Annotated in this window: 27 protein-coding genes; 14 read left to right on the forward strand and 13 right to left on the reverse strand. The window is 59.1% G+C overall.

The features are described 5' to 3' along the window. Positions 1-333: 333 nt before the first annotated feature. The 3 genes from leuD to BLW66_RS18025 are packed head-to-tail and all read right to left on the reverse strand — an operon-like array spanning position 334 to position 2,491. Complete coding sequence (gene leuD, locus BLW66_RS07430) at positions 334-939, reverse strand: 3-isopropylmalate dehydratase small subunit (RefSeq protein ID WP_089946492.1); 606 nt, start codon at positions 937-939, stop codon at positions 334-336. Beyond that, entirely contained in the window at positions 939-2,345 is a 1,407-nt protein-coding gene (gene leuC, locus BLW66_RS07435; protein WP_089946493.1) for a 3-isopropylmalate dehydratase large subunit, read from the reverse strand. Before leuC ends, leuD begins: the two co-directional genes overlap by 1 nt. Before the next feature lie 53 nt (positions 2,346-2,398). Further along, positions 2,399-2,491 carry an isopropylmalate isomerase gene (locus BLW66_RS18025; RefSeq protein ID WP_211664265.1) on the reverse strand — a complete coding sequence of 31 codons (93 nt, stop codon included), beginning with the start codon at positions 2,489-2,491 and terminating at the stop codon, positions 2,399-2,401. A 218-nt stretch (positions 2,492-2,709) separates the two neighbouring features. Here BLW66_RS18025 and BLW66_RS07440 point away from each other — a divergent pair, with 218 nt between their 5' ends. After that, positions 2,710-3,987 carry a mechanosensitive ion channel family protein gene (locus BLW66_RS07440; RefSeq protein ID WP_244508597.1) on the forward strand — a complete coding sequence of 426 codons (1,278 nt, stop codon included), beginning with the start codon at positions 2,710-2,712 and terminating at the stop codon, positions 3,985-3,987. 67 nt (positions 3,988-4,054) lie between these two features. Here the strand turns inward: BLW66_RS07440 and BLW66_RS07445 are convergent, their stop codons facing one another. Beyond that, entirely contained in the window at positions 4,055-4,474 is a 420-nt protein-coding gene (locus BLW66_RS07445; protein WP_089946495.1) for a c-type cytochrome, read from the reverse strand. 172 nt (positions 4,475-4,646) lie between these two features. Here BLW66_RS07445 and BLW66_RS07450 point away from each other — a divergent pair, with 172 nt between their 5' ends. The 5 genes from BLW66_RS07450 (at position 4,647) to BLW66_RS07470 (ending at position 7,357) form a co-directional block, all read left to right on the forward strand. Next, positions 4,647-5,399 carry an SDR family NAD(P)-dependent oxidoreductase gene (locus tag BLW66_RS07450; RefSeq protein WP_089946496.1) on the forward strand — a complete coding sequence of 251 codons (753 nt, stop codon included), beginning with the start codon at positions 4,647-4,649 and terminating at the stop codon, positions 5,397-5,399. A gap of 6 nt (positions 5,400-5,405) precedes the next feature. Then, entirely contained in the window at positions 5,406-5,936 is a 531-nt protein-coding gene (gene idi / locus BLW66_RS07455; RefSeq protein ID WP_244508572.1) for an isopentenyl-diphosphate Delta-isomerase, read from the forward strand. A gap of 204 nt (positions 5,937-6,140) precedes the next feature. Beyond that, positions 6,141-6,536 (forward strand): ribosome silencing factor, encoded by a 396-nt coding sequence (rsfS, locus tag BLW66_RS07460; protein WP_244508573.1) that lies wholly within the window; start codon positions 6,141-6,143, stop codon positions 6,534-6,536. A gap of 9 nt (positions 6,537-6,545) precedes the next feature. Then, positions 6,546-7,016, forward strand: coding sequence for a 23S rRNA (pseudouridine(1915)-N(3))-methyltransferase RlmH (rlmH, locus tag BLW66_RS07465; RefSeq protein WP_089946497.1), 471 nt, complete (start codon positions 6,546-6,548; stop codon positions 7,014-7,016). Between the two features lie 80 nt (positions 7,017-7,096). Beyond that, positions 7,097-7,357 carry a spike base protein, RCAP_Rcc01079 family gene (locus BLW66_RS07470; RefSeq protein WP_089946498.1) on the forward strand — a complete coding sequence of 87 codons (261 nt, stop codon included), beginning with the start codon at positions 7,097-7,099 and terminating at the stop codon, positions 7,355-7,357. Between the two features lie 4 nt (positions 7,358-7,361). On the opposite strand, the gene BLW66_RS07475 is transcribed toward BLW66_RS07470, so the two are convergent. Both BLW66_RS07475 and BLW66_RS07480 read right to left on the reverse strand, forming a co-directional pair. Further along, a complete protein-coding gene (locus BLW66_RS07475) occupies positions 7,362-8,591 on the reverse strand; it encodes a polysaccharide pyruvyl transferase family protein (protein ID WP_089946499.1) in 1,230 nt (409 codons plus the stop codon). Next, positions 8,585-9,811, reverse strand: a complete 1,227-nt coding sequence (locus BLW66_RS07480) for a Coenzyme F420 hydrogenase/dehydrogenase, beta subunit C-terminal domain (protein WP_244508574.1) — start codon at positions 9,809-9,811, stop codon at positions 8,585-8,587. Before BLW66_RS07480 ends, BLW66_RS07475 begins: the two co-directional genes overlap by 7 nt. An 85-nt stretch (positions 9,812-9,896) precedes the next feature. Here BLW66_RS07480 and BLW66_RS07485 point away from each other — a divergent pair, with 85 nt between their 5' ends. Together BLW66_RS07485 and BLW66_RS07490 are read left to right on the forward strand one after the other, a co-directional pair. Further along, entirely contained in the window at positions 9,897-11,204 is a 1,308-nt protein-coding gene (locus BLW66_RS07485; RefSeq protein ID WP_089946501.1) for an oligosaccharide flippase family protein, read from the forward strand. A 71-nt stretch (positions 11,205-11,275) separates the two neighbouring features. Further along, positions 11,276-12,100 (forward strand): hypothetical protein, encoded by an 825-nt coding sequence (locus BLW66_RS07490; RefSeq protein ID WP_089946502.1) that lies wholly within the window; start codon positions 11,276-11,278, stop codon positions 12,098-12,100. Here BLW66_RS07490 and BLW66_RS07495 read toward each other — a convergent pair. Together BLW66_RS07495 and BLW66_RS07500 are read right to left on the reverse strand one after the other, a co-directional pair. Continuing rightward, entirely contained in the window at positions 12,097-14,328 is a 2,232-nt protein-coding gene (locus BLW66_RS07495; protein ID WP_089946503.1) for a hypothetical protein, read from the reverse strand. The two genes, BLW66_RS07490 and BLW66_RS07495, sit on opposite strands and share 4 nt — an antisense overlap. A 165-nt stretch (positions 14,329-14,493) precedes the next feature. Then, positions 14,494-15,135, reverse strand: a complete 642-nt coding sequence (locus tag BLW66_RS07500; protein WP_425283326.1) for an acyltransferase — start codon at positions 15,133-15,135, stop codon at positions 14,494-14,496. Between the two features lie 118 nt (positions 15,136-15,253). On the opposite strand from BLW66_RS07500, the gene BLW66_RS07505 reads away from it, so the two are divergent. Further along, positions 15,254-16,552 carry an O-antigen ligase family protein gene (locus BLW66_RS07505; protein ID WP_089946505.1) on the forward strand — a complete coding sequence of 433 codons (1,299 nt, stop codon included), beginning with the start codon at positions 15,254-15,256 and terminating at the stop codon, positions 16,550-16,552. Continuing rightward, positions 16,549-17,436 carry a glycosyltransferase family 2 protein gene (locus BLW66_RS07510; protein ID WP_170833422.1) on the forward strand — a complete coding sequence of 296 codons (888 nt, stop codon included), beginning with the start codon at positions 16,549-16,551 and terminating at the stop codon, positions 17,434-17,436. Before BLW66_RS07505 ends, BLW66_RS07510 begins: the two co-directional genes overlap by 4 nt. A gap of 14 nt (positions 17,437-17,450) precedes the next feature. Here the strand turns inward: BLW66_RS07510 and BLW66_RS07515 are convergent, their stop codons facing one another. The 5 genes from BLW66_RS07515 to BLW66_RS07535 all read right to left on the reverse strand — a co-directional run bounded on the left by BLW66_RS07515 (position 17,451) and on the right by BLW66_RS07535 (position 20,908). Beyond that, positions 17,451-17,915 (reverse strand): glycosyltransferase, encoded by a 465-nt coding sequence (locus BLW66_RS07515; RefSeq protein WP_170833423.1) that lies wholly within the window; start codon positions 17,913-17,915, stop codon positions 17,451-17,453. Beyond that, complete coding sequence (locus tag BLW66_RS07520; protein ID WP_089946508.1) at positions 17,912-18,343, reverse strand: glycosyltransferase family protein; 432 nt, start codon at positions 18,341-18,343, stop codon at positions 17,912-17,914. Before BLW66_RS07520 ends, BLW66_RS07515 begins: the two co-directional genes overlap by 4 nt. A gap of 2 nt (positions 18,344-18,345) precedes the next feature. Continuing rightward, positions 18,346-19,557: a hypothetical protein gene (locus tag BLW66_RS07525; RefSeq protein WP_170833424.1), complete on the reverse strand. Its 1,212-nt coding sequence runs from the start codon at positions 19,555-19,557 to the stop codon at positions 18,346-18,348. Positions 19,558-19,646: 89 nt separating this feature from the next. Continuing rightward, the gene (locus tag BLW66_RS07530) at positions 19,647-20,258 is read right to left on the reverse strand and encodes a polysaccharide biosynthesis/export family protein (RefSeq protein ID WP_089946510.1); all 612 of its coding nucleotides are present in this window, start codon (positions 20,256-20,258) and stop codon (positions 19,647-19,649) included. Beyond that, complete coding sequence (locus BLW66_RS07535) at positions 20,255-20,908, reverse strand: sugar transferase (protein ID WP_425283328.1); 654 nt, start codon at positions 20,906-20,908, stop codon at positions 20,255-20,257. The genes BLW66_RS07530 and BLW66_RS07535 overlap by 4 nt, the downstream gene beginning before the upstream one ends. Before the next feature lie 190 nt (positions 20,909-21,098). Here BLW66_RS07535 and BLW66_RS07540 point away from each other — a divergent pair, with 190 nt between their 5' ends. The 4 genes from BLW66_RS07540 to BLW66_RS07555 are packed head-to-tail and all read left to right on the forward strand — an operon-like array spanning position 21,099 to position 24,509. Further along, positions 21,099-22,241 carry a hypothetical protein gene (locus tag BLW66_RS07540; RefSeq protein ID WP_089946512.1) on the forward strand — a complete coding sequence of 381 codons (1,143 nt, stop codon included), beginning with the start codon at positions 21,099-21,101 and terminating at the stop codon, positions 22,239-22,241. A 9-nt stretch (positions 22,242-22,250) separates the two neighbouring features. After that, positions 22,251-23,048 carry a CpsD/CapB family tyrosine-protein kinase gene (locus BLW66_RS07545; protein ID WP_089946513.1) on the forward strand — a complete coding sequence of 266 codons (798 nt, stop codon included), beginning with the start codon at positions 22,251-22,253 and terminating at the stop codon, positions 23,046-23,048. Next, positions 23,029-23,622 carry an acyltransferase gene (locus BLW66_RS18185; RefSeq protein WP_089946514.1) on the forward strand — a complete coding sequence of 198 codons (594 nt, stop codon included), beginning with the start codon at positions 23,029-23,031 and terminating at the stop codon, positions 23,620-23,622. The genes BLW66_RS07545 and BLW66_RS18185 overlap by 20 nt, the downstream gene beginning before the upstream one ends. Further along, a complete protein-coding gene (locus BLW66_RS07555; protein ID WP_089946515.1) occupies positions 23,622-24,509 on the forward strand; it encodes a glycosyltransferase family 2 protein in 888 nt (295 codons plus the stop codon). Before BLW66_RS18185 ends, BLW66_RS07555 begins: the two co-directional genes overlap by 1 nt. Positions 24,510-24,540 lie beyond the last annotated feature (31 nt).

Here is a 24,540-nt window from a genome sequence, read left to right on the forward strand (position 1 = left end):
TGGCTTGTGCCGAAAGGTGCCTCATTTTCGCCTCAGTTTTGCCTAGATTCACTATCTCCTTCAACCATCTGATAAGACTGAGGGATTTTATTGGGAGATTCCGTGGTATTCTTGTGTCAGTGTAAAACACCCACAAGCGTATCTAGACTAGGCTCGCGTCAAACCATCTATATCTGGGATGAAACATGGCATTACTGTGCCGGAAGGCGGTATCTGGTGGTGGCCTAGGGTTAACGATTGGCGCCGCGCGGGGCAGGTACTGCGCCCGAGATTTTAACGGAAGTGGCCAGCCCCACGATCCGAGGCTGGCCACTATCTGAGCTTTTTAGTCGCTTAGACCCAAGGACGGGCAGCGCTGGCTTTTGCCTCAAACGCTTTGACACTGTCGACCTTTTCCAAGGTCAGGCCAATGTCATCAAGGCCATTCATCAGGCAGTGCTTCTTGAAGCTGTCGACTTCGAAGCTGAACACCTCCCCGTCGGACAGGGTCACGGTCTGAGCATTCAGATCAATCGAAACGCGCGCGTTGGCGCCTTTCTCGGCGTCCTTCATAACTGCATCGACCTGTTCCTGCGGCAGGACGATCGGCAAGATGCCGTTCTTGAAGCAATTGTTGTAGAAGATGTCCGCATAGCTCGGCGCAATCACGCAGCGAATGCCGAAATCTTTGATGGCCCACGGCGCGTGCTCCCGCGAGGAGCCACAGCCAAAGTTATCGCCTGCCACCAAAATCTCTGCTTCGCGGTACTGCGGCTTGTTGAGAACGAAGTCCGCAATCTCGTTGCCTTGACGGTCAAAGCGCATCTCGTCGAACAGGTTCGCCCCAAGGCCGGAGCGCTTGATGGTTTTCAAGAACTGCTTGGGGATGATCATATCGGTGTCGATGTTAACCAGCGGCATAGGTGCGGCGATGCCGGTGAGTGTTTCGAACTTATCCATTACATCATCTCCCGAACGTCAGTGAGTTTACCGGTGATTGCAGCCGCAGCCGCCATGCCAGGGGACACCAAGTGAGTCCGGCCTTTGTAGCCCTGACGGCCCTCGAAATTACGGTTGGAGGTGGAGGCGCAGCGCTCACCCTCGGCCAGTTGGTCGGGGTTCATCGCGAGACACATGGAACACCCTGCCAGACGCCATTCAAAACCGGCCTCTTTGAAGATGTCGGCCAAGCCTTCTTCTTCCGCCTGCGCACGCACCAAACCGGAGCCCGGAACGATCATCGCCCGCAGCCCGTCCTTGATCTTTTTGCCCTTCAGGATTGCGGCAGCTGCGCGCAAATCCTCAATGCGACCGTTGGTGCAGGACCCGATAAAGACGGTGTCGATCTCAATTTCTGAGAGCGGCATGCCGGGAGTCAGGCCCATATAATCGAGGGAGCGTTGAACTGCCTCAACCTTACCGCCTTGATAATCCGTGGGCGACGGAACAACAGCGGTGATTGGCAGTACGTCTTCGGGGGACGTGCCCCACGTAACGGACGGCGCGATATCTTCGCCCTTAAGGGTGATAACCTTATCAAAATGCGCGCCTTCGTCAGTGAAGAGCGTCTTCCAGTAGGCAACCGCAGCTTCCCACGCCGCACCTTTTGGTGCGTGCGGGCGGCCCATGCAATAATCATATGTGGTCTGGTCAGGCGCGATCAAACCAGCGCGTGCGCCGCCTTCGATTGCCATGTTGCAAACCGTCATGCGACCTTCCATCGACAAATCGCGGATCGCCTCACCACAGTATTCAATCACGTAGCCTGTACCACCAGCAGTGCCGGTTTCACCGATGACGGACATGGTGATGTCCTTGGCGGTCACACCCGGGCGTAGTTTGCCGGTGATTTCGACCTTCATGTTCTTAGACTTCTTCTGGATCAGCGTTTGCGTCGCCAGCACGTGCTCCACCTCGGATGTGCCGATACCATGCGCGAGGGAGCCGAAGGCTCCGTGCGTTGCGGTGTGGCTGTCGCCGCACACAACCGTCATGCCCGGAAGGGTCCAACCCTGCTCCGGCCCAACGATGTGCACGATACCTTGGCGCACGTCGGACACGGGGTAGTAGTGCAGGCCAAATTCCTTGGCGTTCTTATCAAGCGCTTCAACCTGAACACGGCTGTCTTCGGTCATGGTTTTCGCGTTGGCGCGGTCCAGCGTGGTCGGCACGTTGTGATCAGGCACCGCAATCGTTTTGTCAGGCGCGTGGACACTGCGGTTCGCCATCCGCAGGCCTTCAAAAGCCTGCGGGCTTGTCACTTCGTGAACAAGGTGGCGGTCGATGTAGAGCAGGCAGGTGCCGTCTTCGGCTTCATGGGCGACGTGGGCATCCCAGATTTTGTCGTAGAGCGTCTTGGGGGACATGATGGTCCTCTCCCGTAATGAATGAGTTGGATAGGCTGACGGAAAACGCGCGTTTATAGGTGCGCAAGCACCGAAAAGGTCGCGCCGTAGAAGCGTTCGCGCAGCCGAGCGCGGTCGTCGATGTCAAACACAAGCGTCATATACATGCAGATACACGCGCAGCTTGAGTCTCGCAAGGTCCAGCGCTTGCGGGTTTTCACCGCGCGTGCGAGGATTTGAAAATTCACACGAAGGGGGCCGCATGGCAAACCATGACAGCGTAGTTGAAAGCAGCCCCCTAAAGCCGAATGAAGCCGTATCTTCGCCAGAGTTGGTGCCTGATCTTGCGACCCAACCCGTGTCAGACTTGGTGGACTTCGGGCAGATGCTGTTTTCGCAGGCTGAAATCTTTGCGGCATCAATGCTACGGCCTTGGAACGCTTACCAAATCGGGATTGCGCTCGGGCTTTGGGCGCTGGCCCACGTGCTGCGCGCAATTTTGGGGCCACGCATTCGCAACTGGATGGCAACCCGTGAAGGCTGGCCAAAGTGGCGCATGCGTATCCTTGTCGTCGTGCACCAGCGGCTCCGGCCAATCTTCTTCGTTATCCTTCTGTGGATCGCCGTGGCGCTAATGCGCGAATTCACCTGGCCCAGCCGATCCTATGTTTTGGGCATCATCGCGACCTTGGCGACGGCGTGGCTCTTCGTGGTGTTCCTCACCCGCTTGATCCGCTCCAAGGTGCTACGGCGCACTGTGCGCTACGGCGCGTGGACCTATGTGACGCTGCATATTCTGGGCCTCACCTCCGACGCCGCACGGCTGCTTGATCGCGCCTCCATTGAGGCGGGCGAGTTCCGGCTGTCGCTGCTGCTGATCATACAAGCGATCGTCATTTTGGGCGTTTTGATTGTGGTCGCGCGATTTTTCACCACCACAACCTCCAAGCGCATCCAGTCGAACGAGGAAATCTCGCCGTCGATGCGGGTGCTTATCGTCAAAGTGCTGCAACTGGCCTTCTACGGCATCGCCTTCTACATCGGCGTTAAAGCCATTGGCATTGACCTAACCGGTCTGGCCGTGCTGTCCGGTGCCATTGGCGTCGGCCTTGGTTTTGGTTTGCAAAAGGTCGTGTCCAACCTCGTGTCGGGCGTCATTATTCTGCTCGATAAGTCGATCAAACCGGGGGATGTGATTTCCTTGGGCGAGACCTTTGGCTGGATCAACACGCTGGGAGCGCGCTACGCGTCCGTCGTTACCCGCGATGGGAAGGAATATCTAATTCCGAACGAAGACCTAATCACCAATCAAGTGGTGAACTGGTCGCATTCCAACGATTTTGTGCGGCTCGATATCTTCTTTGGAACGGCTTATGGCGACGATCCCCACACGGTTCGCAAGCTGGCAATCGAGGCCGCGCAGGGGGTTGAACGGGTACTGACGTTCAAGGCGCCTGTGTGCCACATCGTGGGGTTTGGCGACAGCTCGGTCGACTACATTCTGCGTTTCTGGATACGCGACCCCACGCAGGGGCTGACCAACATTCGCGGCAATGTGTATCTGGCGCTTTGGGATGCGTTCCAAGAGAATAACATCTCCATCCCGTTCCCGCAGCGTGAAGTGAAGATGCTCAACAACGAGCCGCCAAACCTGCCGGACTAATCGCACCCCAGAAACGAAAACGGCGACCCCGAAGGGCCGCCGCATTCACCTGACAATAAGGTAGCTATCAGCTTTCTGGGCTAACGGAGACCAAGTAGGCCCAGATGTCAGCAGCGTCTTCTGCTTTCTTCAGCTTGAAGGACATCTTGGATTTCGCCTTTGGATCGTCCAGCTTGGCTTTCAGCCAGTCTTTCGGGTTCGCGACGTATTCAATGAATTCCGCCTCATCCCAGACCAGACCAGTCTCGTTTACTTCCATGATGGAATTACCATATTTGAAATCTGCCGCCGCAACGACCTGACCCGGGAGACCGAACAGGTTCGGGCCTGTCTTGCCGCCTTTGACGATAGCATTGTCGCCATCGACGATCATGTGGCAGGACTTACATTTCTTGAACGTTTTCTCGCCGGCTTCGGCGTCGCCTTCAGCGAAGGCCGGCGCGGCGAGGAGGGCTGTGGTAACTGCTGCGATTGCGGCAAATTTCATGGCTATGGTTCCTTTGGTGAATTTCTTCTTGATCATAATATAAGCATAGCATCGTGATTGCTGCTAAAAAATGTAGAAATCAGGTCAGGCGGGTCAATTTGCCGCCACCTCGCCAAACTGTGAACGCTGGGGTAGGACACTACGGACACCCCAAACCAACGGAGCCAACACCATGTCGAAACGCGTCGCTATCGTAACGGGGGCCGCCCGTGGGATCGGTTTGGCCACGACCAAACTGCTTTTGGAGGAAGGCGTGGCTGTTGTGATGGTAGATAGGGATGCCCCCGCCCTGACCGACGCCGCCGCAGACCTTGAGGGCGTGCTTCCCTTGGCATTGGACGTATCCAAACCGGACGACGTGGCGACCATGATCGCGGAGACGACCAAAGCATTTGGCCGCATTGACCACTTGGTGAACAACGCGGGCATCGCAGACTTCGGCCCTATCGCCGAAACCGACTTCGAGCGCTGGCGCGCCGTTATGGCCACGAACCTCGACGGGGTCTTCCTGTGCACCCAAGCGGCAGCGCCAGCTTTGAAAGAGACGCGGGGGAGCATCGTTAACATCGCAAGTATCTCGGGGCTCCGCGCCTCCACCTTGCGTGTGGCCTATGGCACCTCGAAGGCCGGCGTCATCCAGTTAACCCAGCAGCAGGCGGTGGAACTTGGTGAGTTTGGCGTCCGCGCGAATTGCGTGGCCCCCGGCCCCGTGCGCACGAAGCTCGCGATGGCGGTTCATAGCCAAGATATTATCGACGCATATCATGACGCCATCCCGCTCAACCGTTACGGCACCGAGGTAGAAATCGCCAACGTCATCGCCTTTCTCTGCTCGCCCAAAGCCAGTTTCGTGACAGGCCAGACCATCGCGGTTGACGGCGGATTTCAGTGCACGGGCGTCGGGCTTCCCGCGTTGCGGAGCTAAACCACGATGGCCAACATGAACATGATCCCCGCTTGGGTCGACGGGACGTTGACCCCTGTTGAGAAATTGAAGGTTCACCAAGACGGGCTGCGCCACAAAGCCGTGTCGGTGTTCGTGATGCGCCGCGACAAAGTGCTGATCCAGCAACGCGCCCTATCAAAGTATCATACCCCGGGCCTGTGGGCGAACACCTGCTGCACCCATCCCCTTTGGGACGAGGTGCCGCTAGACTGTGCCATCCGCCGGCTTGATGAAGAGCTGGGCATCACGGGGCTGGACCCAGTATTCCGCGACCATCTGGAGTACCGCGCGGACGTCGGTCACGGACTGACGGAGCATGAGGTGGTGGATGTCTTCATGGCCGAAGCGCCGGACGATCTAGCCGCAAATCTAAACCCGGATGAGGTCATGGATATTCGCTGGATCAGTGTTTTCGATCTTGTAACTGAGGTTGACCAACACCCTCAGCGATTCACCGCGTGGCTGCGCATATACCTGAAAGAGCACGCCGATCGCATCTTTGGCAGTCTTGTTTAGGGCTGGATTCAGTGACTTTCTGGCACTTTTCCGCGATTCCGCAGCGTTGCGGCGCAGCTGCGCGGCGCTACGGCTTGAATATGTTGTCACGGCCATGTATTCGCGCGGATTGAGATTTTATCGTCACACTGCTATCTTATAAGCATGATGCGCCAACCCTTGGCGCTTACACAGGAGGTTTGAGCTCTGTCTCAACATTCAAACGTGGCCGCAGACGCCGCCACTTCATCGGCCAAACAGGCCCCTGAAAAAGACCCGGGCACCAGCGAAGAACTGCTGGCGCGGATCGTAGGATTTCTTGAAGAAGAGAAAGCCGAAGAGCTGGTGCAGATTGACCTGCGCGGGCGCTCTCAGATTGCCGACTATATGGTCGTCTGCTCTGGCCGCTCGACACGTCAGGTTACCGCGCTAGCGGAAAAGCTGTCTGACACGATCAAGCAGGACTTCGGCCGGTTCTCGAAGATGGAAGGCAAGGCCCAAGGCGATTGGGTTCTGCTCGACACTGGTGATGTGGTTGTCCACATCTTCCGTCCAGAGGTCCGCGAGTTCTATCAGCTAGAGAAAATGTGGTTGCCTGGCGGCACCGCAGAACTCGACTAGAGAGAAACGGTGAAGGTCACGATCTGCGCAATTGGCCGCCTTCGGGCGGGGCCAGAACTTGACCTGATCAAGGACTACCTGCAGCGGTTCGACCGCACGGGGCGCAACTTGGGGCTGGGGCCTGCCCAGATCATGGAGTTGGAGGACAAGAAAGGCGGCGGCCCCACTGCGGAGGCCGCGTTGCTGGAACGCGCTATCCCCAAAGGCGCAAAGATTTGCGCCATGGACGAACGCGGCAAAGTCATGACCTCACCAGAGTTTGCCGACATGATGGGCAACTGGCGTGATCAGGGCACAAGCGATCTGGCGTTCATTATCGGCGGCGCCGACGGGCTGAGCAAACAGCTGCGCGCGCAGGCCGATACGTCCCTGTCATTTGGCAAAATGGTGTGGCCGCACATGCTGGCCCGCGTCATGCTTTGCGAACAACTCTACCGCGCGGCGTCGATCCAGTCCGGCTCCCCATACCACCGCGTTTAGCGGTCGGCGGTATTACCAGTTGTTAAGGCGGCTCTGCCAAAAGGCGTGCCAACTTCTCTTTGCAACAGGATACGCATTTCATGGATAGTTTTTCGGCATTCCCGACCACCCCGATCTCCCCCGCGCGCTCTGCCAGTACCGTCATTCCGAACGACACCGCAGAGCTGCCCCACGTCAGCCGCGCGTTGTACATCGGTCAATCCGGCGCGTTGTCGGTGCAGATGGCCGACGGCGACGTTGTCACCTTTGAGGCTATTCCTGCGGGCAGCATGTTGCCCATTCGCGCCGCCAAAGTCCTGTCCAGCGGCACCACCGCCGCCGCGATTTTATCCCTTTGGTAGCGGTCTAAAGCCGTTCATCCATCGCACGCCACCGGTGCCCCGCCGCCACCAGCGCTTGGTCACCGGTCCGCTTGCGTAACGCCACTTCACTGATCACACGGGCCAGCGCGTCCACGTACTCACGCAAGCGGTCCACCCCGACCAATCGCGCAATGCGCACCTGACGCGCCAGCGCCTTACGGTTGTGATATCCGTTCACGACAGACCGCACCAAGTCGCCCTGACCCAAAACGCGGCAATCCAACGTTGCATCGTAGCCAAGCGCCCCGAACAACCCTTCAAACTTCCCGCTATACGCCATCGGCACCACCGCCACATCGCTGGAAAACGCGGCGATGCATGCGTGCATGCGCGCACCCGCGAAAAAGTCCAAGCTTGCGATATAGGCCTTCGCGCTCCCCGGCGTTGCGAAGGACGGCGCAACCGTCACGTCGGGAAACTGCGCCTGCAACGCCAAGGCTGCGGCCATATCATCCTCGGCGGGGGCGGACGGGCTGATAACATGGGGCACCAACACCACGTCCGGCCTATCCGGCAATGCCAGTAACGCGCCAATAAGATCGCGCACGGTCGCCGCGTAGTCTGCCTTCAACTGGAATTGATTTTGGCCTGTGTAGCCGCCACCCATCAACAAGCCCGACACATTCAACCCGATGGACGGCCTGCTCCACGTTGGCGCGCGCCCTTCGGCAGGCAGGCACAACGCAACGTCCGACGCCGTAATCACAGGGCGCGTCACCCCCAACGCACGAAGCCTGCGCGTGGACTCATCGTCACGTGTGGCGACCAGCATGGCCCGCTTTATCAGGTCCCGCGCGAAAGGCCGCGCCAGCCAAGACTTGAACGGCCCAAAGGTTTGCGGCGCCAACACGACGGGGCGTCGCGACAGATACAGTAGATATTTCAGGTAGATCATCCGGTTCAGACGAGCCGCGCCGTAAACGTCGGCAAAGCTGTCGCCTGCGCCGATATCCAGCACCACATCGCAGGTCCGAAACATGGAAATAACCCGCCTTGGGTTCTTCATCACCTGACCGTTCAGGTACACCACCGACACATCGGCCCCACCCACATAAGGCGCCCGCGCGCCTTCCCAGTCAAACACAGTGATCGCGATTTCAATTCCTGTCGCCCGCGAGATGCCGCGCAGAATCTCGATCTGGGATACGGTCAACGCACCTACCCCCAAATTGTCGGAATTCGTGGCGTAGAACAGCATACCGACTTTCAACATGGCTTATCCCCTTTGATCGAAAAGCGCACAGTGCGTCGGATCATGCCCGCAAAATTGCGAATGACCTCCGTCGCGGGGGCGCTGCGACTCATCGCCCAAAGCCCCATCCCACGGTAGTGCGGGATGGGGCGCCCCATAATCCAAAGTGCCGCGAGCCGTGCCAAAAGAACCCGCCGCCGCCGTACCTGCCCGGGCTGTACCTGCTCAAGATCGTTCAAGTCATAAGTCGACACCTCAAGATCCCCTGGCCCCTGCGCCGCCAGAAGAAGGGATTGGCCCAAAGCTGTCCGCGCTAGAATAAGGCTTTGCCCCGGCCTGTCTTCAAAGTCGGGATATCCATCGCTGTCCGCTTCCCAAGCGTCGGCAAAAATGATGTCGGCAAACACTCCGCTCCCGTCGGCGCAAATTTTGCAGCGATGTTGAACAGCCTTGGACAGCACATCGCCCCAGCTTTGGCTGTAACTTAAGCTAACGGTCTTCCCGCTTTGCAAGCGAGCCGTTGCGCGGCCCGGCCATCCATCGGCACGGTGCCGGAAAGTCGTGACATCCCGCGCCTCCACCCCCATGAGCCTGAGTAAGGAAGCGCCCGCATCCAACGATGGCACCCCCGCGCACATAAATGACACCAGCACGGGGACCATCGACCGGACTTCTGGGTCAATTTGGCGAAGCGTCGCAAGCGCCGACACATCGCATGGCTTGCCCACGAAGGCATACCGCCGCCCGTCGCCGCGCAATTGGTTGAGGCTATCCAGTGGACTGGACGGCGCATACCGCGATCCGGATGCTTCAAGGATGTCGTCGGTCGTTGTCGAAATCGTCGTGATATTGGCCATCGGGTCGTTGGGGTCGGCCTTAATCTGGATGATCCCGTCCACGTGACCACCTTTAAGAAGCGCGATCAGATACCCTGACAACGCCCCGCCCGACGCCGCGCGACGCCGCAACACAGGGTCGACGGAGAAGCCGAGACTTGCCGACACATACGGCCCCCAGTTCGGGTCATTCACGCGTCCGCCCGCTTCGCACTCTTGCCCAACACTGGGGCAAATTTGCGCGATCCGGCGCTGCTCTGAGTGCTGCAACCGACGGGTAAAGTGCGGGCGCAAGAAGCCGTCTTTGGTCATGCGCATTGACACGGCGTTCGGTGCGACCGCAGCGCAGCCACCACAGCCCGCACAGAGGTCGCCGTTCAACACTTTTGAAAGTTTATCAGGCAATCGCGCTCCGCTTTCCAAGACACATTTACCTGCCGTTAAACACCTAAGTGGTTAATGGCTCGTAAAGTTAGCTTGGAGCCACTCATTGATCCGCATTGCCACTTTGCTATCCGGTCACGGCATTACAGCCGCTGCCACGCTGGCGCGTAATCTCATGCTGGCACGTCTTTTGGGGCCGGAGCATTACGCAATTGCGGTGGGTATCGCGATCCTTGTCGCGGGGGCAGAGATGGTCACGACCCTTGGCCTGCCTCAGTTCATCGTCAGCCACGAACGTGGCAACACGCGCAAACTCCAAGCGGCGCTGCACATGGTCCATTGTGCGCGCGGAGTGGTGGGCGCGGGGTTAGTCCTGCTCTGCGCCGCGCCCCTAGCACAGCTACTGAACACACCTTCCGCAGCACCTGCCTTCCAATCGGCAGCCGCCGTGCCCCTGATCTTGGGGCTAATTCATCTGGACCCCTACAGGGCGCAGCGACACCAAATTCACATGCCGCAGATCTTGACGTTATGTGTCCCTGCTGCAGTCTCACTCTTGGCACTGGGACCAATCATAGCGTTGAATGACGGCCCCGAAAGCATGCTCTATGTGTTGCTGCTACAGGCCTGCGCGACCGTGCTGACCTCGCATGCAACCGCGCGTTGCCGGTACCGGTTCGCCTTCACTCCAGCGATTACTGCGCACGCCGTGTGGTACGGTCTACCGCTCGCGCTGAACGGCGCGTTGATGTTCACCGTGCTGCACGCGGAGAAATTCATCGCGGGCGCGCGGCTTGGCTTAGAAGAAATGGGATTGCTGGCGATGGGTTTTACATTAACCCTTACCCCGGCCCTGATCGGAGCGCGTTGCCTGCAAGCCTATCACCTGCCAAGACTGCGCCAAAAATCGGACAATGCGTTAGGTGCGTCGTTCCTGCTCGGCGCGTCTTTGGCGGCATTTTTGGCTCTCACCGTCCCCCTTGCCGTGCCCGCGTTGGGCGCGGGCTTCACGCCGCTCGTGACACTAATTCCATTGCTAAGCTGCCTCGCTGCAACCCGCCTGCCAAAGTCCGCGCTCTCAACCGCAGCGCTGGCGCAGGGGCGCACGTACCTTCCGCCGTTGGCCAATCTGCCAAGGCTCCTTATGGCACCAATTATATGGCTGACGTTATCGCACGGCGGCTCAGTCCAAAGCTTGTTGAGCCTCGCCGTTCTAGCGGAGGGTATAGGGCTATTGGTCGGCATTCTCGTCGGGCATCGCGGTGCCTTTCCGGTGACACAAGCCGCGCTGGCGCTTGGTGCCACGACGCTGATCATAGCTGGCCAGCCGACGTTCGCCGCACTGCTCTGCCTCGGGGGATGGATCATGCACCTGCAACGCCCCAACAGCCCTGTCAGACCCGCCACCGCATGACGTTAGCAGTACATATAGGGTACCACAAAACAGCAAGCACTTGGCTGCAGCGACGGGTATTTGTGCCGCAAATGGGTTTCGCGCCCTTGCTGGACCATCAAGAAATCGACCAGCTGATACTCCGCCCCCATGATCTCGATTTTGACCCCGCGCCAGCGCAGGCCGCCATCACAGTCCGCCAACGGTCGGCACCTGCTAAGTCTTGCACAATTCTGACCTCCGAAACCCTGTCGGGACATCCATTCTTCGGAGGCCGCCAAAGCGCCACCGTCGCGCATCGCCTACATCAAATCGCACCAGACGCTCACATTGTCATATGTGTGCGGTCCCAGATGAGCATACTGCCCTCGGTCTACATGCAGTATCTCCAACGCGGCGGCACGCTGTCCCACGCGGCGTTCTTCGCGGGGCCTGAAGGGTTCGGCTATCCCGGCTTCGAGCTCGCACATTTCTGCTACGACAGGCTTGTCAGCCTATACCAAAGCCTGTTCAGGAATGTGCACGTTCTCACCTTTGAGCAGCTGACTAACGCGCCCGATCTCGCACTGGCGAATTTGTCCGAAAAGCTGGGCCACACCATGCCGCGCCTAGAGGCCCAAGATACGCAACGAGTAGGCGCGTCGCTGCCACAGGCGTTGGCACCAGTAGTGCGACGGCTAAACCAAACACGCGTCAGCACGCTCAACCCCGCCCCCGCGGTCGCCCTCACGCGGGAGCCGGGTTGGATGTACCGTGCGTTGGGTGTTGCCGCGCGGTCCAAGGCCGCACGGTCATTGCTCCACCACCGTCCCGTCAGCGACTATGTGGCCGCTCACTTCGCCACGAGGTTCCGCGACAGCAACAAACGCTTGGCGCAGATCACCGACGGCACATTGGACCTCTCGGGATACCCTTAAATTGCGTCGGCCCCCAGCTTCCACGCGTCCGCGTTGACCGTCGCCGCAGGTCCAACCAGCGTTTTATAACTGCCCCCTGATGGGTCGCTGCCGTCGTCGGTGCTGTCTTTCCACACCGACAATTGGTGCACGGTCCCCTCCACTTGGTAGGAGCCGTTCGCCGTCGCCAAAAGCAACAGGATCCTGTTGTTTGGCAACAGACCCGACCCCGGCGCAAATACCTCATCCATTACGAGTGTTTCGTTCACCCAGATCCCCGTGAAGCCTACCGCCATGTCGATCGCCAGAACCACCCGCGCCCGTGCCATACTTGTGATCACACCGGACCCCGTTTGCACGTTGTTAACCTTCACAACCCCATCCGCGTCGCGCACGCGCACCCTAAGGGAGCCACTCGGCAGAACTTCCAGCTTTAGGTAATTACCCGTCGTCGTCATCAAAGTCCGCGAACCGGACGGTGGCACGGTCATCGCGACATCAAGCGCAAACTGGATTGACCCAACCCCCGCGCCCAATGACACTGTATCCTTGAAATGCGGGCCTGAGGGGCCAGTGGTGAACGACGGCTCGGCCGCGATCAGCGTGTTCGCCAGCACCGACGCCTGTGGGAGCGGTCGCACACCAATCCCCTCGACACGCGCAGCCCCAACGTCAACCATCGGCAGGTTTTTATACGTCTCGGCATAGAGGTCCTCGGGAAACTTAACGGCACCCGTCCCCCCGCCTTCGCCGAAACTGATCATGTCAGTGGCGGTAAACGCACCCGCCTCCGGATAGATACGGACGCGGCCGGCGGACAACTCCGCTCGCGTCGCGGGTACGCCATTGATTTGCCAACCGAACACATCCGTCCAATGTGCGTACGTTGATCCCAAAGGAAGCTCGCTACGCGCTTCTCGAAGCGTGGTGATCGGCCCCGCGCTTGACCACACTTCGACGTAGGCCCCTGACGGCTCCCATGTGCACATGTTGAATTCGGGGACGCTCCATCCGGTCAGGCCTGCGGCCTGCAACACTGCATGGGCCGTTAGGCGGGCATAAAGTGCTGCGCCGTCGTCGTGATCGTCCGCAGGGTGGCTTTGGTCGATCCAGCCCCCCGCGCCGTCCGCCACGCCGTTGCGATAAGCCAGTGGCTCCAACCCCATGGGCAGAAACCAGTCGCCCGCATGTTGGTTGACCACCATATTACGCCACGCTTGTCGCGCCGCCTGCTTGTTGCGCAGGTTATCGTGCTCCGCGCCAACCGCAGTAACGGTCGCATTTTGCATGTCCTCCCCAATATCAAACCGATGTGGGCCAAAGGGGACCCAACGCGTGTGTGCGGGGTCGTAGAACTCTCCGAACCAGTGATCCGCCGTGTAGCTGCCCCCCGTACCGTAGGTGATCTGACTTGGGAACGTGACCGCGGTCCCGTCCAGAGTTCTTCCAGTGAAGAGCGGGAAGAACGCATCGTCGAAGTTGTCTCCCAGTGCGCCGGGAGACGCGAACCAAGACATGGCTGGTAGACCCACATGCTGGCCATCAGCCGTCGCGAAAGCATGCAGCGCGGCGTCATCCGCCCAACTGCGCGCAGCATCGCCATCATCCACAAGTTGGCGTAATCCGGTGCCTGAGATGGCGTGAAAGACGATGGCCACCTTGTCATCTGGCCGCTCCGCCATGAACACATTCGCCATCGCAGCCACCGCCGCCGTATGCCGGTCGGCGTCGCTCAGATGCTTCACCACGGGCGCGCCATCGGTCCAAATCATTTGCACCATATCGTCGGCCAGCAAGGTTTCCGCAGGCAATTTGTCATGCGCCACGGACCGAATGCGCACCACCTCCGATTGACCCCATAGCGCCACAACGTGACCCACGCCGAAACGGTAGGCGCTTGCGGCGCCCGTCGCGGGTTCCGATTTGATCCGCACTTGGGGGGTGATCCACGCGGGGTGCCGCGCGTGAGACGCCACCGCACTCCAATTGCCATCCGGCCCGATGGTTGCGGCGTCGGTCCAAGGCGTCACCGTCCCATCGTCGCGGATCAGGCGAAGCTGCACGACCTCCCCCGCCGTTCCTGTCCCCCTTAGCGGGATGTCAGCGGTGTTACGCCCGAAGGCAGCGCCGCTGTCGAACAGCGTTTTGTCGCGACTGAAGCTGTCCAATGTAACTTGCGTCGCCGGAACAAAGGGTGTGCTGTCTCGCACGCCCTGCTGCGTTAAAGCCAATCCCAATAGTATTGTCATCTGACCCTCTTTCAAACGTCGACCGAAAGGGGCGCACTAAAAGGCACAACACCGCAGAGCGCCCCGATAGGTGCGAAACGTCTCATGCATGTGGTTGTCATCTAAAGCCCCCATAGCACAGTGCGGTAGGGTGTTGCGCGGCGACGCGGGCTGCGACCGCAACCGCTAGGTCAACTGGTCGCGCGCCAAAGCTGCCTCCAGATCATCCGCGTTTTTCAACCGCCCAAAAGCGCCGGTGGCTATATCGCGCCGGATGATCTGTGCCGGATTGCCCGCAGCGATGGACCGCGCGGGCACGTCCTTGGTGACAACGGCCCCTGCAGCGATAATTGCCCCATCGCCGACGCAGACCCCCGGCAACACGATGGAGCGCGCACCAACAAAGCAATTCGACCCGATACGCGTATGCGCATAGAGGCCACGCGTCCGGTCATGGCTTAGGATGCACGCGTCAAATGCGACATAGCTTTTGGCACCGATGTGAACGCCTATAGGAAAGGTACGATCAAGGCGGGCGGACAAGGACAGCTCCGCCGTGGGGTGAATATCCATCCCGAAAACGCGAACACAGACCGCGCGTTTTGACGCGACCAGAATTCGTCTAAGCCATTGCAGCCTGTTCAGGCCCCGACGCCGCGCCTTCAGGGGTGCGGCAGCCGGAGCCCGTGACAGGTCTTCAAGAGGTGTGCCTGCATTTTGGCAGGACAGGGTCGTGATCTCGTCGCCTAAACTGTGATTAAAGCGATGCATCCTCAAACCCTCACAATCGCCCCGTTCTGGAGCTGAGCCTCGAGGGCCCGCTACCATTTACCTAAAAGTCTATGAATCTCTGGTTAACGCCGTGCTGTTTATCGCGCTGACCACCGTTAACCTTCCGTTATCCAATCCCGACGATCCTGCGGCCACCAGACACCGCAGGTTAGCCATGCCCGACCCTAGAACTTGCCCAGAAAACAAAGAACTGTCCCCCGTGGTCGTCCTTTACTTGGCAGCGGTCGCACTGCCCGTGCGCTACACGCTAGGCCCGTTACAAATGACCAGCCTGCGCACGGTCCTTGCGCTCGTGTTCGTTCCCCTACTGATCCGCTACTTCCAAAGTAGTGATCGAAAAGCCGCCTCTACCGATCTTCTGTTTGTGGGTTTCATCTGTTGGGCTGGCCTTGCGTTTACGCAAACCTCCCCCACCCATGCGCTGGAAAACACCGGCGTCCTGCTGCTGGAACTGCTTGGCGGCTACCTTATCGCGAGGACCTATATCCGCTGCGCCGCGCAACTTCGTGCGACGATCAAGGTGATCCTTGTGATTGTCATGCTGTCCTTGCCCTTCGCCATTGTAGAAAGCTTAACGGGGCAGCCCGCGCTTATCACACTTATCGACGCTATTCCGGGTTTGAATTCTGTGGCGAGTGTCTCGATCCCACCACGGCTTGGCTTGGAACGCGCGCAAACCCTCTTTGCACATCCGATCCACTACGGGTTGTTCGCCTCCACGCTCACCGCCCTCGTCTTTATCGGAACAAGGGGGTGCTGGCCGCTCTGGTGTCGCTTGGTCGGGCTATCCTCCGGTGTTCTTGCCAGCTTTTTGGCGCTGTCGAGCGGCGCCTTCCTTTCTGTTCTGCTCCAACTTCTGTTGATCATCTGGGCCTACACGTGGGCCGAGGGCCGCACGCGTTGGTTCGTGTTAATCGGCCTATGTTGCATCGCTTACGTGCTGATCGACCTCGCCTCTAACCGAACACCTGTTCGGGTATTTTTCAGCTACGCCACGTTCTCTGCACATAACGCATACTGGCGCGGGCTCATCTTTGAGTGGGGTATGGTGAACGTGTGGCAGAACCCCACCTTTGGCATCGGGTTGAACGACTGGATCCGCCCGCCTTTCATGCATTCAGGCAGTATCGACAACTTCTGGCTGGTGATCGCACTCCGCTATGGGGTGCCCGGTTTTGTGTTGTTCGCCGCCGCATATCTTTCCGGTCTACTCAGGGTTCTGTTCGCCCCAATCCCCGCTGAAAGTCGGGGCCTGCGCTTGGCTTGGGTGATTTGCTTCACAGGCCTCACGTTTACCCTGTGCACCGTCCACATATGGACGTCGATCTTCTCGTATGTGTTCTTCCTCTTTGGCGCTGGCCTTTGGATGCTGGAACCCGCCATCGTCCAATCCAAGACAACCCCAAGCCGTGCACCGCCGCGATTTACGCGGTTTCCAAGGGTCCCCGCATGACTGTCCGGATGGGGTGCATCATCGTCACCTTCAACTCCGAGCGACATATCACCGCCTGCCTGAAAAGCTTGGCCGAAGCCACGAACGTTCAGCTAAAAGTGGTCATTGTGGACAACGCTTCCAGTGACGCAACAACGCGCCAAATCAACAGTTGGGCTGCGGGGCAAAGCCTTGATCTCACCTTAATTCAAGCTGCGGATAACCGCGGGTTCGCTGCGGGTGTTAACATCGGGTTGACCCACATCATGGCGGACAAGACGCTGGATCGGGTCTGGATCTTAAACCCTGACTGCACCGTACCGCCTGAAACTCCAGCGCTGCTGGCGACCGCACCTTTGCCCTTCGCGCTGTTAGGAAGCCGGATTGTTTATGCAAACAACAGCGGACAAATTCAGATCGACGGGGGGCAGGTAAACCGTTGGACTGGCGCCACGCGTAACCTCAACATCGGGCGCGACCCGTCCCGCACGCAACTGCCCGCTGCCGCGTATTTGGATTTCATATCGGGGGCCAGCATGGTCGCTTCGCGAGACTTCATCGCGCAAGCCGGCCCGATGCCGGAGCAGTATTTCCTATACTATGAGGAGGTCCACTGGGCCCAGCAGCGCGATCAGCTTCCACTTACGATTTGCCCCGGTGCAACAATCTACCACCATGCCGGTGCGTCCATCGGCTCCCCCACACTACAGCGCGGGCCGTCGCGGCTATCAGCGTATCACAAGCACCGTGCGCGGATGTTGTTCATGGCTAGCTTTCATCCGATGCGATTACCAGTGGCCTATGCCTTCGGCTGGGCCAAGCTCATCCAACATATCGTTCGGCGTCAGTTTGAACCTATTCCCGCCATCCTCAGGGCTTTGCACGGTCTTTCCTCGGGCACTTAAGTATAACCGCAGGCTCAGGCTGAAACGAAACTCCGCACCCTATCCACGAGACTGTCGCAACGCGGGTTCGTCCCGTGTTGCGGCACCTCGCAAGCCGAGGCCAGCAAGGGCGGTAAATCCTCCACCTCCCACGCTACCCGCAGTCCAGCCCGCCCCTCCAGCGCTTGCGCAGTTGCGCATTGATGATTGTTTCGGTGCTCCGCCAGCGCCGCACGGCGGGGTACAATTATAATCGGCTTACCTGCGAACTGGGCCGCCAGAACTGTTCCAATTCCGGCATGCGACACGATTATTCGCGCGTCATCTACCGTTTGTTCAAATCGACGTATCGGCAAATCCCCGTGGGCTTCGAACCCAACCAGCCCATGCGCTTGGCCGGTTTGAAACACGACGCGTTCAGTTTTCACACTTGCCCACCGCGCCATGAAATCCACTAACCTCGGGAATGGCAGTTGCGTGCCAACCGTCACAAAAATCATAGGACCGCGCCCGCATAAGTTGCGCCGGTTTTCAGCGCCACCGGTTTCCATTGCGTCATCCACAGGTCGCTAAAGCGTCGCGCCACGCGGCCTGACAGTGACATCCGTTGCACGTTCGCCACCGAGTCGATCCAGACTGTGCGGCACCCCACACATTTTCCGAGGATGAGCACCAAAACACCCGGCGCTGCACCCGTTGAAACTATGACGTCAGGCCGTACACGCCACAGAATTTGGCACGCTCCGATCAAAGTTCTCACCAACCGAAACGGGGTTTTGAGGTTGCAGTCCGGCAGTTGTAGCACCGTCTCATCGCCGACATCCGCACTGCAGGCATAGGTGACTTTGGCCCCATCAAATGCCTTAGAGAGCAACCGTAGTTGCTGCCAATGCCCTCCGCCTGACGACACCGCCAACACATACACCATTTTTAAAGCCCCCCTTTAAACCGACGCTCGAACGTGACGTGCACAGAATTTGATCCCACCCGATGCCCCGTCTCGTCGCGCCGTGTGCGCCGTTGACCACCAAGCACGAGCCCCCAATCTTCGCGCAATCTCAACCGGTAGACAGCACCAATGTGCGTTGCGCTGCGCTTTCCTGCCAAGGCTGTCGCATCCGTTTTCAAATATGAGACCGACAAATCAAGCGCCCCGCGTGCGCCGATCCGCCGTGACAATCCGACATCAAACTTCGTGGCAATTCGCGTCTCGCCACTCTCATCCGATCCGGAGAAATCACGCGACAGCGCGATGTCCAAACGGCTTCGCGCGGCTGTCGCGCTATAGCGCAAATCAATCGTCGGTTCGCTGGAATTCACCGCGAGCCTCGCTAGCCCGACCGCGACACTAAACTTGTGATGTTCGGTGGCGCGGGTCAGCCCGAACTGCAACTGATCCAGTCTTCCCTGTGCAAGTTGCTCCGACGACGCGTAAGCAAAAACATCGCCGACGCGCCCCTGCCGCGTAGCGGCGACCCTCCATTCCATGCCGGCTATGTTCGCAGCATCATCGCGAAACCGTCCGCTCCCTACATCAAACTCCAGCGTCAAAAGTTTACTTGGCCTAAAGGTCACGCCAACGCCAACGCGAGTTTTGGTGTGTGTCACGGGCGTAGACCCCACGACGCGCAAGCGGTCGCCGCCCAATACCCCCCGCAAAATCGCGCGCCTGTTCAGCCGAGCATTCACCCCAAACTCAAGTTTCTGCCGCGTACCACGGATGACGGTCATGCCATCAGTCTTGCGGCGGGTGATGGTGTAAGTGAACTTGGTCCCGAACGGTCGTTTGATCCCAGTCATGAACCGAACGTTGCCTTGCTGAGTACGAACGCCCGATGCATGGGCCGCAAGGTCAACGCTGCCGGATGGCTCTAAGCCAGCAGTTGTGAAATCTCCGACAGGCAAACGCGCGCTGACGACTGAAGCATCGAACTGGCTAGACTTCGTCGCTCGGCTATATGAAAGGCGGCTTTTTACCTGCGTGCCCGCCGCCGTGTTTCGCTTGGCATCAAGCTGAAACTTCAACGCCTGTGTGCGCGTTTTCGACGACATGGTCAGCCCCGCTGTCCCGAGCCCCGCCACGCCTGATCGTTTGATCCCATTCAAATCAGGGTCGCTGTCCAGAACGGCTCCAATCCCCAAAGTAAGTTCAGCGCGAAAACCGCCATAGTCCTGTGCAAAAGTAGCGCCAGTGCAGGCGCATGTAATCGCAAGCGCTAACGCCTCGCGGATCACTCAAACAGCTTTCGCTCTGGCACGATGACGACATCACCCGCCGCCAGCGGGAAACTCTGTCCGCTGCCGCGCATCAATTTAGCCACGTTCACGCGGTACGTTGTCACCTGCCCGCTGGCATCGGCCGTCCTGCGAACCTGAACACGCTTCATTGCGGCATAGCTGGTGGTGCCGCCCGCTTGGGCCAAAAACTGCATCAGGGACGTGCCGGGACGCACCTGCACCCTTCCGGGCTTTACCAGTTCCCCCATTCCGAAAACGGTGATCAGCTTTTCGGCAGACGGGGCTGCAGTCACCACCCGCGCGGCTTTGCGTTTGGCAAGGGATGCCACCGCAACATGCAAGCTTGGGCGTTGCGAAAACTGGGGCGCCAACTCTGCTGTCAGCCCGTCCCGAAGCTGACCCAATGTAAGCCCCGCCGCCCGAACTTGCCCCACCATAGGGAACGCTATTGTCCCATCGGGCAGCACCAAGGCATTGCGGTTTAGGCTGGCGTCTTCCATCACCTCAATCCGCAAAAGATCGCCCGACTTCAGCACATAGCTAGACCCCAGAACCGGCCCCGAAAGGCAGCACGCCAAGGTCGCTAGCCAGCCAAACAGCCTCAACGCCCCGTCCCCCAGAGGACCACGCCAACAGTACGCGCAATAAGGGACAGATCGTATAAAAACCCATGCTGGCGTTCATAAAGGGCGTCGTATTTCGCGCGTGCTGTAAAACTCTGGTCGTTGCGTCCAAACACCTGCCAAGGGCCTGTCAAACCTGGCCGAAACTTGAAGTATGCCGTGCCCGCATACATGATGATTTGCTCTCGCAATATGGGACGAGGCCCCACCAGAGACATGTCACCACGAAGAACGTTCCAAAGCTGCGGCAGCTCATCCAGTGACGTGGCGCGCAGAAAGCGCCCAATGCGCGTGATACGCGGATCAAAACGCAACTTATGTGTCGTTTGCCACTCCATCGCGGCCTTCGGATCTTGCATCAGGATTTCCATCAACTGCTGCTCCGCCCTCACGCGCATGGTGCGAAGTTTTAGCAACCTGAACATCCGCCCGCCTTGGCCAACCCGTGGTTGCGCATAGAACGCGGGGCCCCCGTCGAGCACCACCAAAAGCGCGGATACTAAGATGAGTGGCACCGATATTGGCGACGTCAGAACGACCAGAAAAATATCCAGCCGACGCTTCCAACCGCCACGGTACCACGCCCTTTTTGATTGCTGTGCTGGGGGGGTCGATTGCCCACACGCACCCACCGGTTGGGCATCCTTAAAATGATTCGTCGCCCGAGCATCCATACGTCATCTGCCTCCTACCTTGTTTCAAACCGCACACAAAATGCACGAGCTCAGACAAGAAGAACTGAGATGAATTAATTATGTCTTAAGTTTTCAAAGGTCTGATTGACGATGGAAATTTGTATCAACAGTTGGACGAGTCGGGCGGATGGTGGAATGGGGATATTGGCGGTTTCAGGTGCTTCGCAACCTACCCATAGCAATAACGGTTGCCATCATAGCGGCATCATTCGGCTGGCTGGGGCTTCGCCACATCCCGATAGAGCACACGGCGGCGGCGCGCCTCGTTCTGGAACGGCAAGTGGGCTTAACCGGCTCACCTAAAGCCCAGCGCACTTCGGAAGAAGTGCAGCACATCCAAAGCGTAATCCACGCATTAACCGCAGAAATAGGGGGTAGCGATAGTGTCGAAACCTACACGCTGGATGTGCAGACATCGCGGGACAAGCCGACCTATCTATACGTAACAGCAACAAAGCCAGCAGCGCAGGAATCGGTAGCCTTGGTGCAAACGCTCTCCAAACGCGGGGTGGAGATTAGCGACACGCTTCAGGCAAAGCAGATGGCTGCCGCCCTTAGTCGTTTGCAGGATCGTTTAAGCGACAGTCAGATTAAGCTTTCGCATGCGCAAGACGCCCTTGCGACACACAGAAGCAACGCACCAACGTCGCAACTCGACACATTGCGCGAACAGGCCGCCTTGGCACGCGCAACGCTGCGCACGCACGAGACCCAGACGGCGCAAGAAAGCCCTGCGTTAACCAAGCTAGCCGCTGATCTCGCGGCCGCGCGTAGCTTGTACTCAGACCTCCACCCGAAGGTTCGCCTGATCCGCGCGCGTATCGAGCAGGCGCAACGCACCGCCGCAACAAACGCGCCAACCCCGAAGCCCATGCAACCGATGATGCAGCGCGTGCTAGACCTAGACGCGCAGATCGCTGGTCAAGTTCAGTACGCTGCTGTCACAAGACAGTTGGAACAAGCGTTTGACGCCGCGAGCTTCGCCAGCACGGTCGCTCATGACGCCCTCTCCACAGCGCAAAGTAAGCATTTGGCCAACCGCATTCGCCTCAAGGTCGTGGAAGACGCAAACCTCCTCGGTCGCGGTGAAGATAGCATGCGCGACATTCTCCACGGCGTCATTCTGCTCGCTGCCCTAGCAGCGGCTGGCGTGGTTTTGGTATTGCGGATCAAGTTCGACGCACGGTTGCGGCGCCCCAGCGATCTGCACCGCACCCTAGGGCTGGTCCCCTTTGCAACCCTTCCCGATCTCGGGCCAAGTCTAAGTTAGGAGACACACTTGGAGCACATCCCAAACACCGATGAGTTGTTGCGTGCGGCCCAGCGTGAGTCTACGCAGGGCACCGATCCCGTCAGTTCGACGCCGATTTCGGATCCCTCGAAAAGCTGGCTCCGCTTGACAGAAACGACATTGGACCCCGTCGCCTTGTCGCGCCACCACATCAAGTCCGCGAAACCCAGCCCTCAATCCGCGCCCTACGACCAGCTAAGAACCCGTATGCTGAGCCACATGCGCGCGGCGGGTCACAAGCGTGTTGCCATCACCGCGCCAACGCGGGGGTGCGGCAGCTCCACCGTGACCGCCAATCTGGCTCTAAGTCTGGCCCGCCAAAGTGACCTTCGGGTCATGGTTCTCGATTTAAACCTACGACATCCAAGCCTGATCCGACTCTTTGATCTGCATGCCGCAGGCCCGCGTTTTTCAGTCCTGTTGGGACATCGGCGCAATTTTGACAGCACCTGTCTGCGCATTGGTGACAACCTAGGACTTAGCCTGAACCCCACCCCGATGGACGATGCGGCGGAGCGGTTGGCACACGCAAAAACCGCAGCCCTTCTGGATCATATAGATCGCGATTTCGCGCCTGACATCACGCTCCTTGATCTTGCTGCGCTCTCACCAATGGATGACGCGGTGGCGGGGTTGGCGCTGGCCGATTGCGCCTTATTGGTTGCGCGGGCAGATGTCTCGACGCGTGCAGACGTGGACATAGCAGAACGCACTATTGCGGAGCATTCGACTTGCCTCGGGGTTGTGCTCAACGGGTGTCGCCACCATGGCAAAGGGGGCGCCTGACGTGTTTGACGCCGAACTCCCGCCGAGCCTGTTGCAAACCAAACAGCGTCTCACCCATAAAATAAGGCTCTCTCGTTTTCTGCTCTCCGTGGTAGACCCGCGGGCCTACCTTCACGCATTAAAGCTGCTGAACCATTACAACCAAACGCACGTCATTCCGCGCCGGTCTATCACAACAGGTCCGAACGCGGCCATCAGTCCGACAAGCCAGTTTGCTAACCCGTCCCGCATTAGCCTTGGCGCGCGTGCGCACGTCGGCGCCGGATGCTTCATCTGGGCAGGGCCGCATTCCGGCCGGATCGACGCGGGCGACGATTTGTTGCTTGGCCCGAACGTTCTACTTACCGCCGCGAACTACCGTTTCCGCGATGGTACGCCCGTGTCCGATCAAACGATGGACGAGGCCAGTATTCACATTGGTGACAATGTTTGGATCGGCGCAGGCGCAATCATTCTGCCGGGGTCGCGTATCGGGTCAAACGCAGTGGTCGCTGCGGGCGCGGTGGTGCGCGGCATCGTCGCCACCGGCGAGGTCGTCGCAGGTGTGCCAGCCAAGAATGCCGGGCGTCGCTGATGGCGCCCTTGGCCACCGTTATCATCCCCCACCACAACGACGCGACACGCCTTTCGGCCTGCCTTCGCGCCCTTGATAGGTGTGACGAACGAAGCAAGGTGGAGTTTATCGTGGTCGACAACGGCACTCCTCCGCTTCCTGCAGTTTTCCCCGATCTTCATCAAAATACTCGCTTCCTATATGAGGCAACCGCTGGGGCTGCCAACGCCCGAAACGTCGGTGTGCAGTCAGCCGTGACCAACATCCTGATCTTCACAGATAGCGATTGCACCCCAGCCCCCGACTTCCTAACGCAAGCGATCCGAGCCGCCCGAGAGGCGGACATCACAGGCGGCGACGTCAGGCTTACTCAGTCACACGCGAACGGCGTTACTGCGTTCGAACAGGTCTTCGCCTTCAACCAACGCCGCTACATTGAGGAGATGCAGTTCTCCGTCACCGCAAATCTGGCGACCAGTATGAACGTCTTCAACCACGTCGGCCCATTTCGCGCGGACCTGTCGGAAGACCTTGATTGGGGCCGGCGCGCCACCGCCCTCGGCTACAAGATCACCTATCAGCCGGACATGATCGTATACCACCCCTGTCGGACCACGTGGACGGAGCTACGCGCCAAATGGAACCGTATAACAGCGGAGCTACATGGCGTTCACAATTCCGACGGGAAGCCAACTGTTCTTTGGATTTTGCGGGCGCTCGCGATGCCGCTGTCGGTGGTCGGTCACGTGCCGCGCGTTCTCTCTTCGCCTAAGCTAACCACATGGCGCGCGCGCGGCGCAGCGCTCGGCGTACTGGCGCGCCTACGCCTATGGCGCATGTTTGCAATGATCCGGTTGACCATCCCTCAAAAGCCCGCCGAAAGACGCCGACCCAAAGGCTTTGGTTGAAGCCAATGCCCGCGCCCCGTAGAAGAGGGGA

Source organism: Litoreibacter albidus (assembly GCF_900107015.1).
In the GTDB taxonomy this organism is placed as follows: Bacteria; Pseudomonadota; Alphaproteobacteria; order Rhodobacterales; family Rhodobacteraceae; genus Litoreibacter; species Litoreibacter albidus.

What these genes read in the sequence shown, in the direction of transcription:
- BLW66_RS18185 (WP_089946514.1), top strand. Translation starts at nt 23,029, where the DNA reads ATGGCAAAGGGGGCGCCTGACGTGTTTGACGCCGAACTCCCGCCGAGC.
- BLW66_RS18025 (WP_211664265.1), bottom strand. Translation starts at nt 2,491, where the DNA reads ATGTATATGACGCTTGTGTTTGACATCGACGACCGCGCTCGGCTGCGC.
- BLW66_RS07515 (WP_170833423.1), bottom strand. Translation starts at nt 17,915, where the DNA reads ATGATTTTTGTGACGGTTGGCACGCAACTGCCATTCCCGAGGTTAGTG.
- BLW66_RS07500 (WP_425283326.1), bottom strand. Translation starts at nt 15,135, where the DNA reads ATGGTAGCGGGCCCTCGAGGCTCAGCTCCAGAACGGGGCGATTGTGAG.
- BLW66_RS07440 (WP_244508597.1), top strand. Translation starts at nt 2,710, where the DNA reads ATGCTGTTTTCGCAGGCTGAAATCTTTGCGGCATCAATGCTACGGCCT.
- BLW66_RS07470 (WP_089946498.1), top strand. Translation starts at nt 7,097, where the DNA reads ATGGATAGTTTTTCGGCATTCCCGACCACCCCGATCTCCCCCGCGCGC.
- BLW66_RS07445 (WP_089946495.1), bottom strand. Translation starts at nt 4,474, where the DNA reads ATGAAATTTGCCGCAATCGCAGCAGTTACCACAGCCCTCCTCGCCGCG.
- leuD (WP_089946492.1), bottom strand. Translation starts at nt 939, where the DNA reads ATGGATAAGTTCGAAACACTCACCGGCATCGCCGCACCTATGCCGCTG.
- idi (WP_244508572.1), top strand. Translation starts at nt 5,406, where the DNA reads ATGGCCAACATGAACATGATCCCCGCTTGGGTCGACGGGACGTTGACC.
- BLW66_RS07555 (WP_089946515.1), top strand. Translation starts at nt 23,622, where the DNA reads ATGGCGCCCTTGGCCACCGTTATCATCCCCCACCACAACGACGCGACA.
- BLW66_RS07505 (WP_089946505.1), top strand. Translation starts at nt 15,254, where the DNA reads ATGCCCGACCCTAGAACTTGCCCAGAAAACAAAGAACTGTCCCCCGTG.
- BLW66_RS07520 (WP_089946508.1), bottom strand. Translation starts at nt 18,343, where the DNA reads ATGGTGTATGTGTTGGCGGTGTCGTCAGGCGGAGGGCATTGGCAGCAA.
- BLW66_RS07490 (WP_089946502.1), top strand. Translation starts at nt 11,276, where the DNA reads ATGGGTTTCGCGCCCTTGCTGGACCATCAAGAAATCGACCAGCTGATA.
- BLW66_RS07510 (WP_170833422.1), top strand. Translation starts at nt 16,549, where the DNA reads ATGACTGTCCGGATGGGGTGCATCATCGTCACCTTCAACTCCGAGCGA.
- BLW66_RS07540 (WP_089946512.1), top strand. Translation starts at nt 21,099, where the DNA reads ATGGTGGAATGGGGATATTGGCGGTTTCAGGTGCTTCGCAACCTACCC.
- BLW66_RS07475 (WP_089946499.1), bottom strand. Translation starts at nt 8,591, where the DNA reads ATGTTGAAAGTCGGTATGCTGTTCTACGCCACGAATTCCGACAATTTG.
- BLW66_RS07495 (WP_089946503.1), bottom strand. Translation starts at nt 14,328, where the DNA reads ATGACAATACTATTGGGATTGGCTTTAACGCAGCAGGGCGTGCGAGAC.
- leuC (WP_089946493.1), bottom strand. Translation starts at nt 2,345, where the DNA reads ATGTCCCCCAAGACGCTCTACGACAAAATCTGGGATGCCCACGTCGCC.
- BLW66_RS07450 (WP_089946496.1), top strand. Translation starts at nt 4,647, where the DNA reads ATGTCGAAACGCGTCGCTATCGTAACGGGGGCCGCCCGTGGGATCGGT.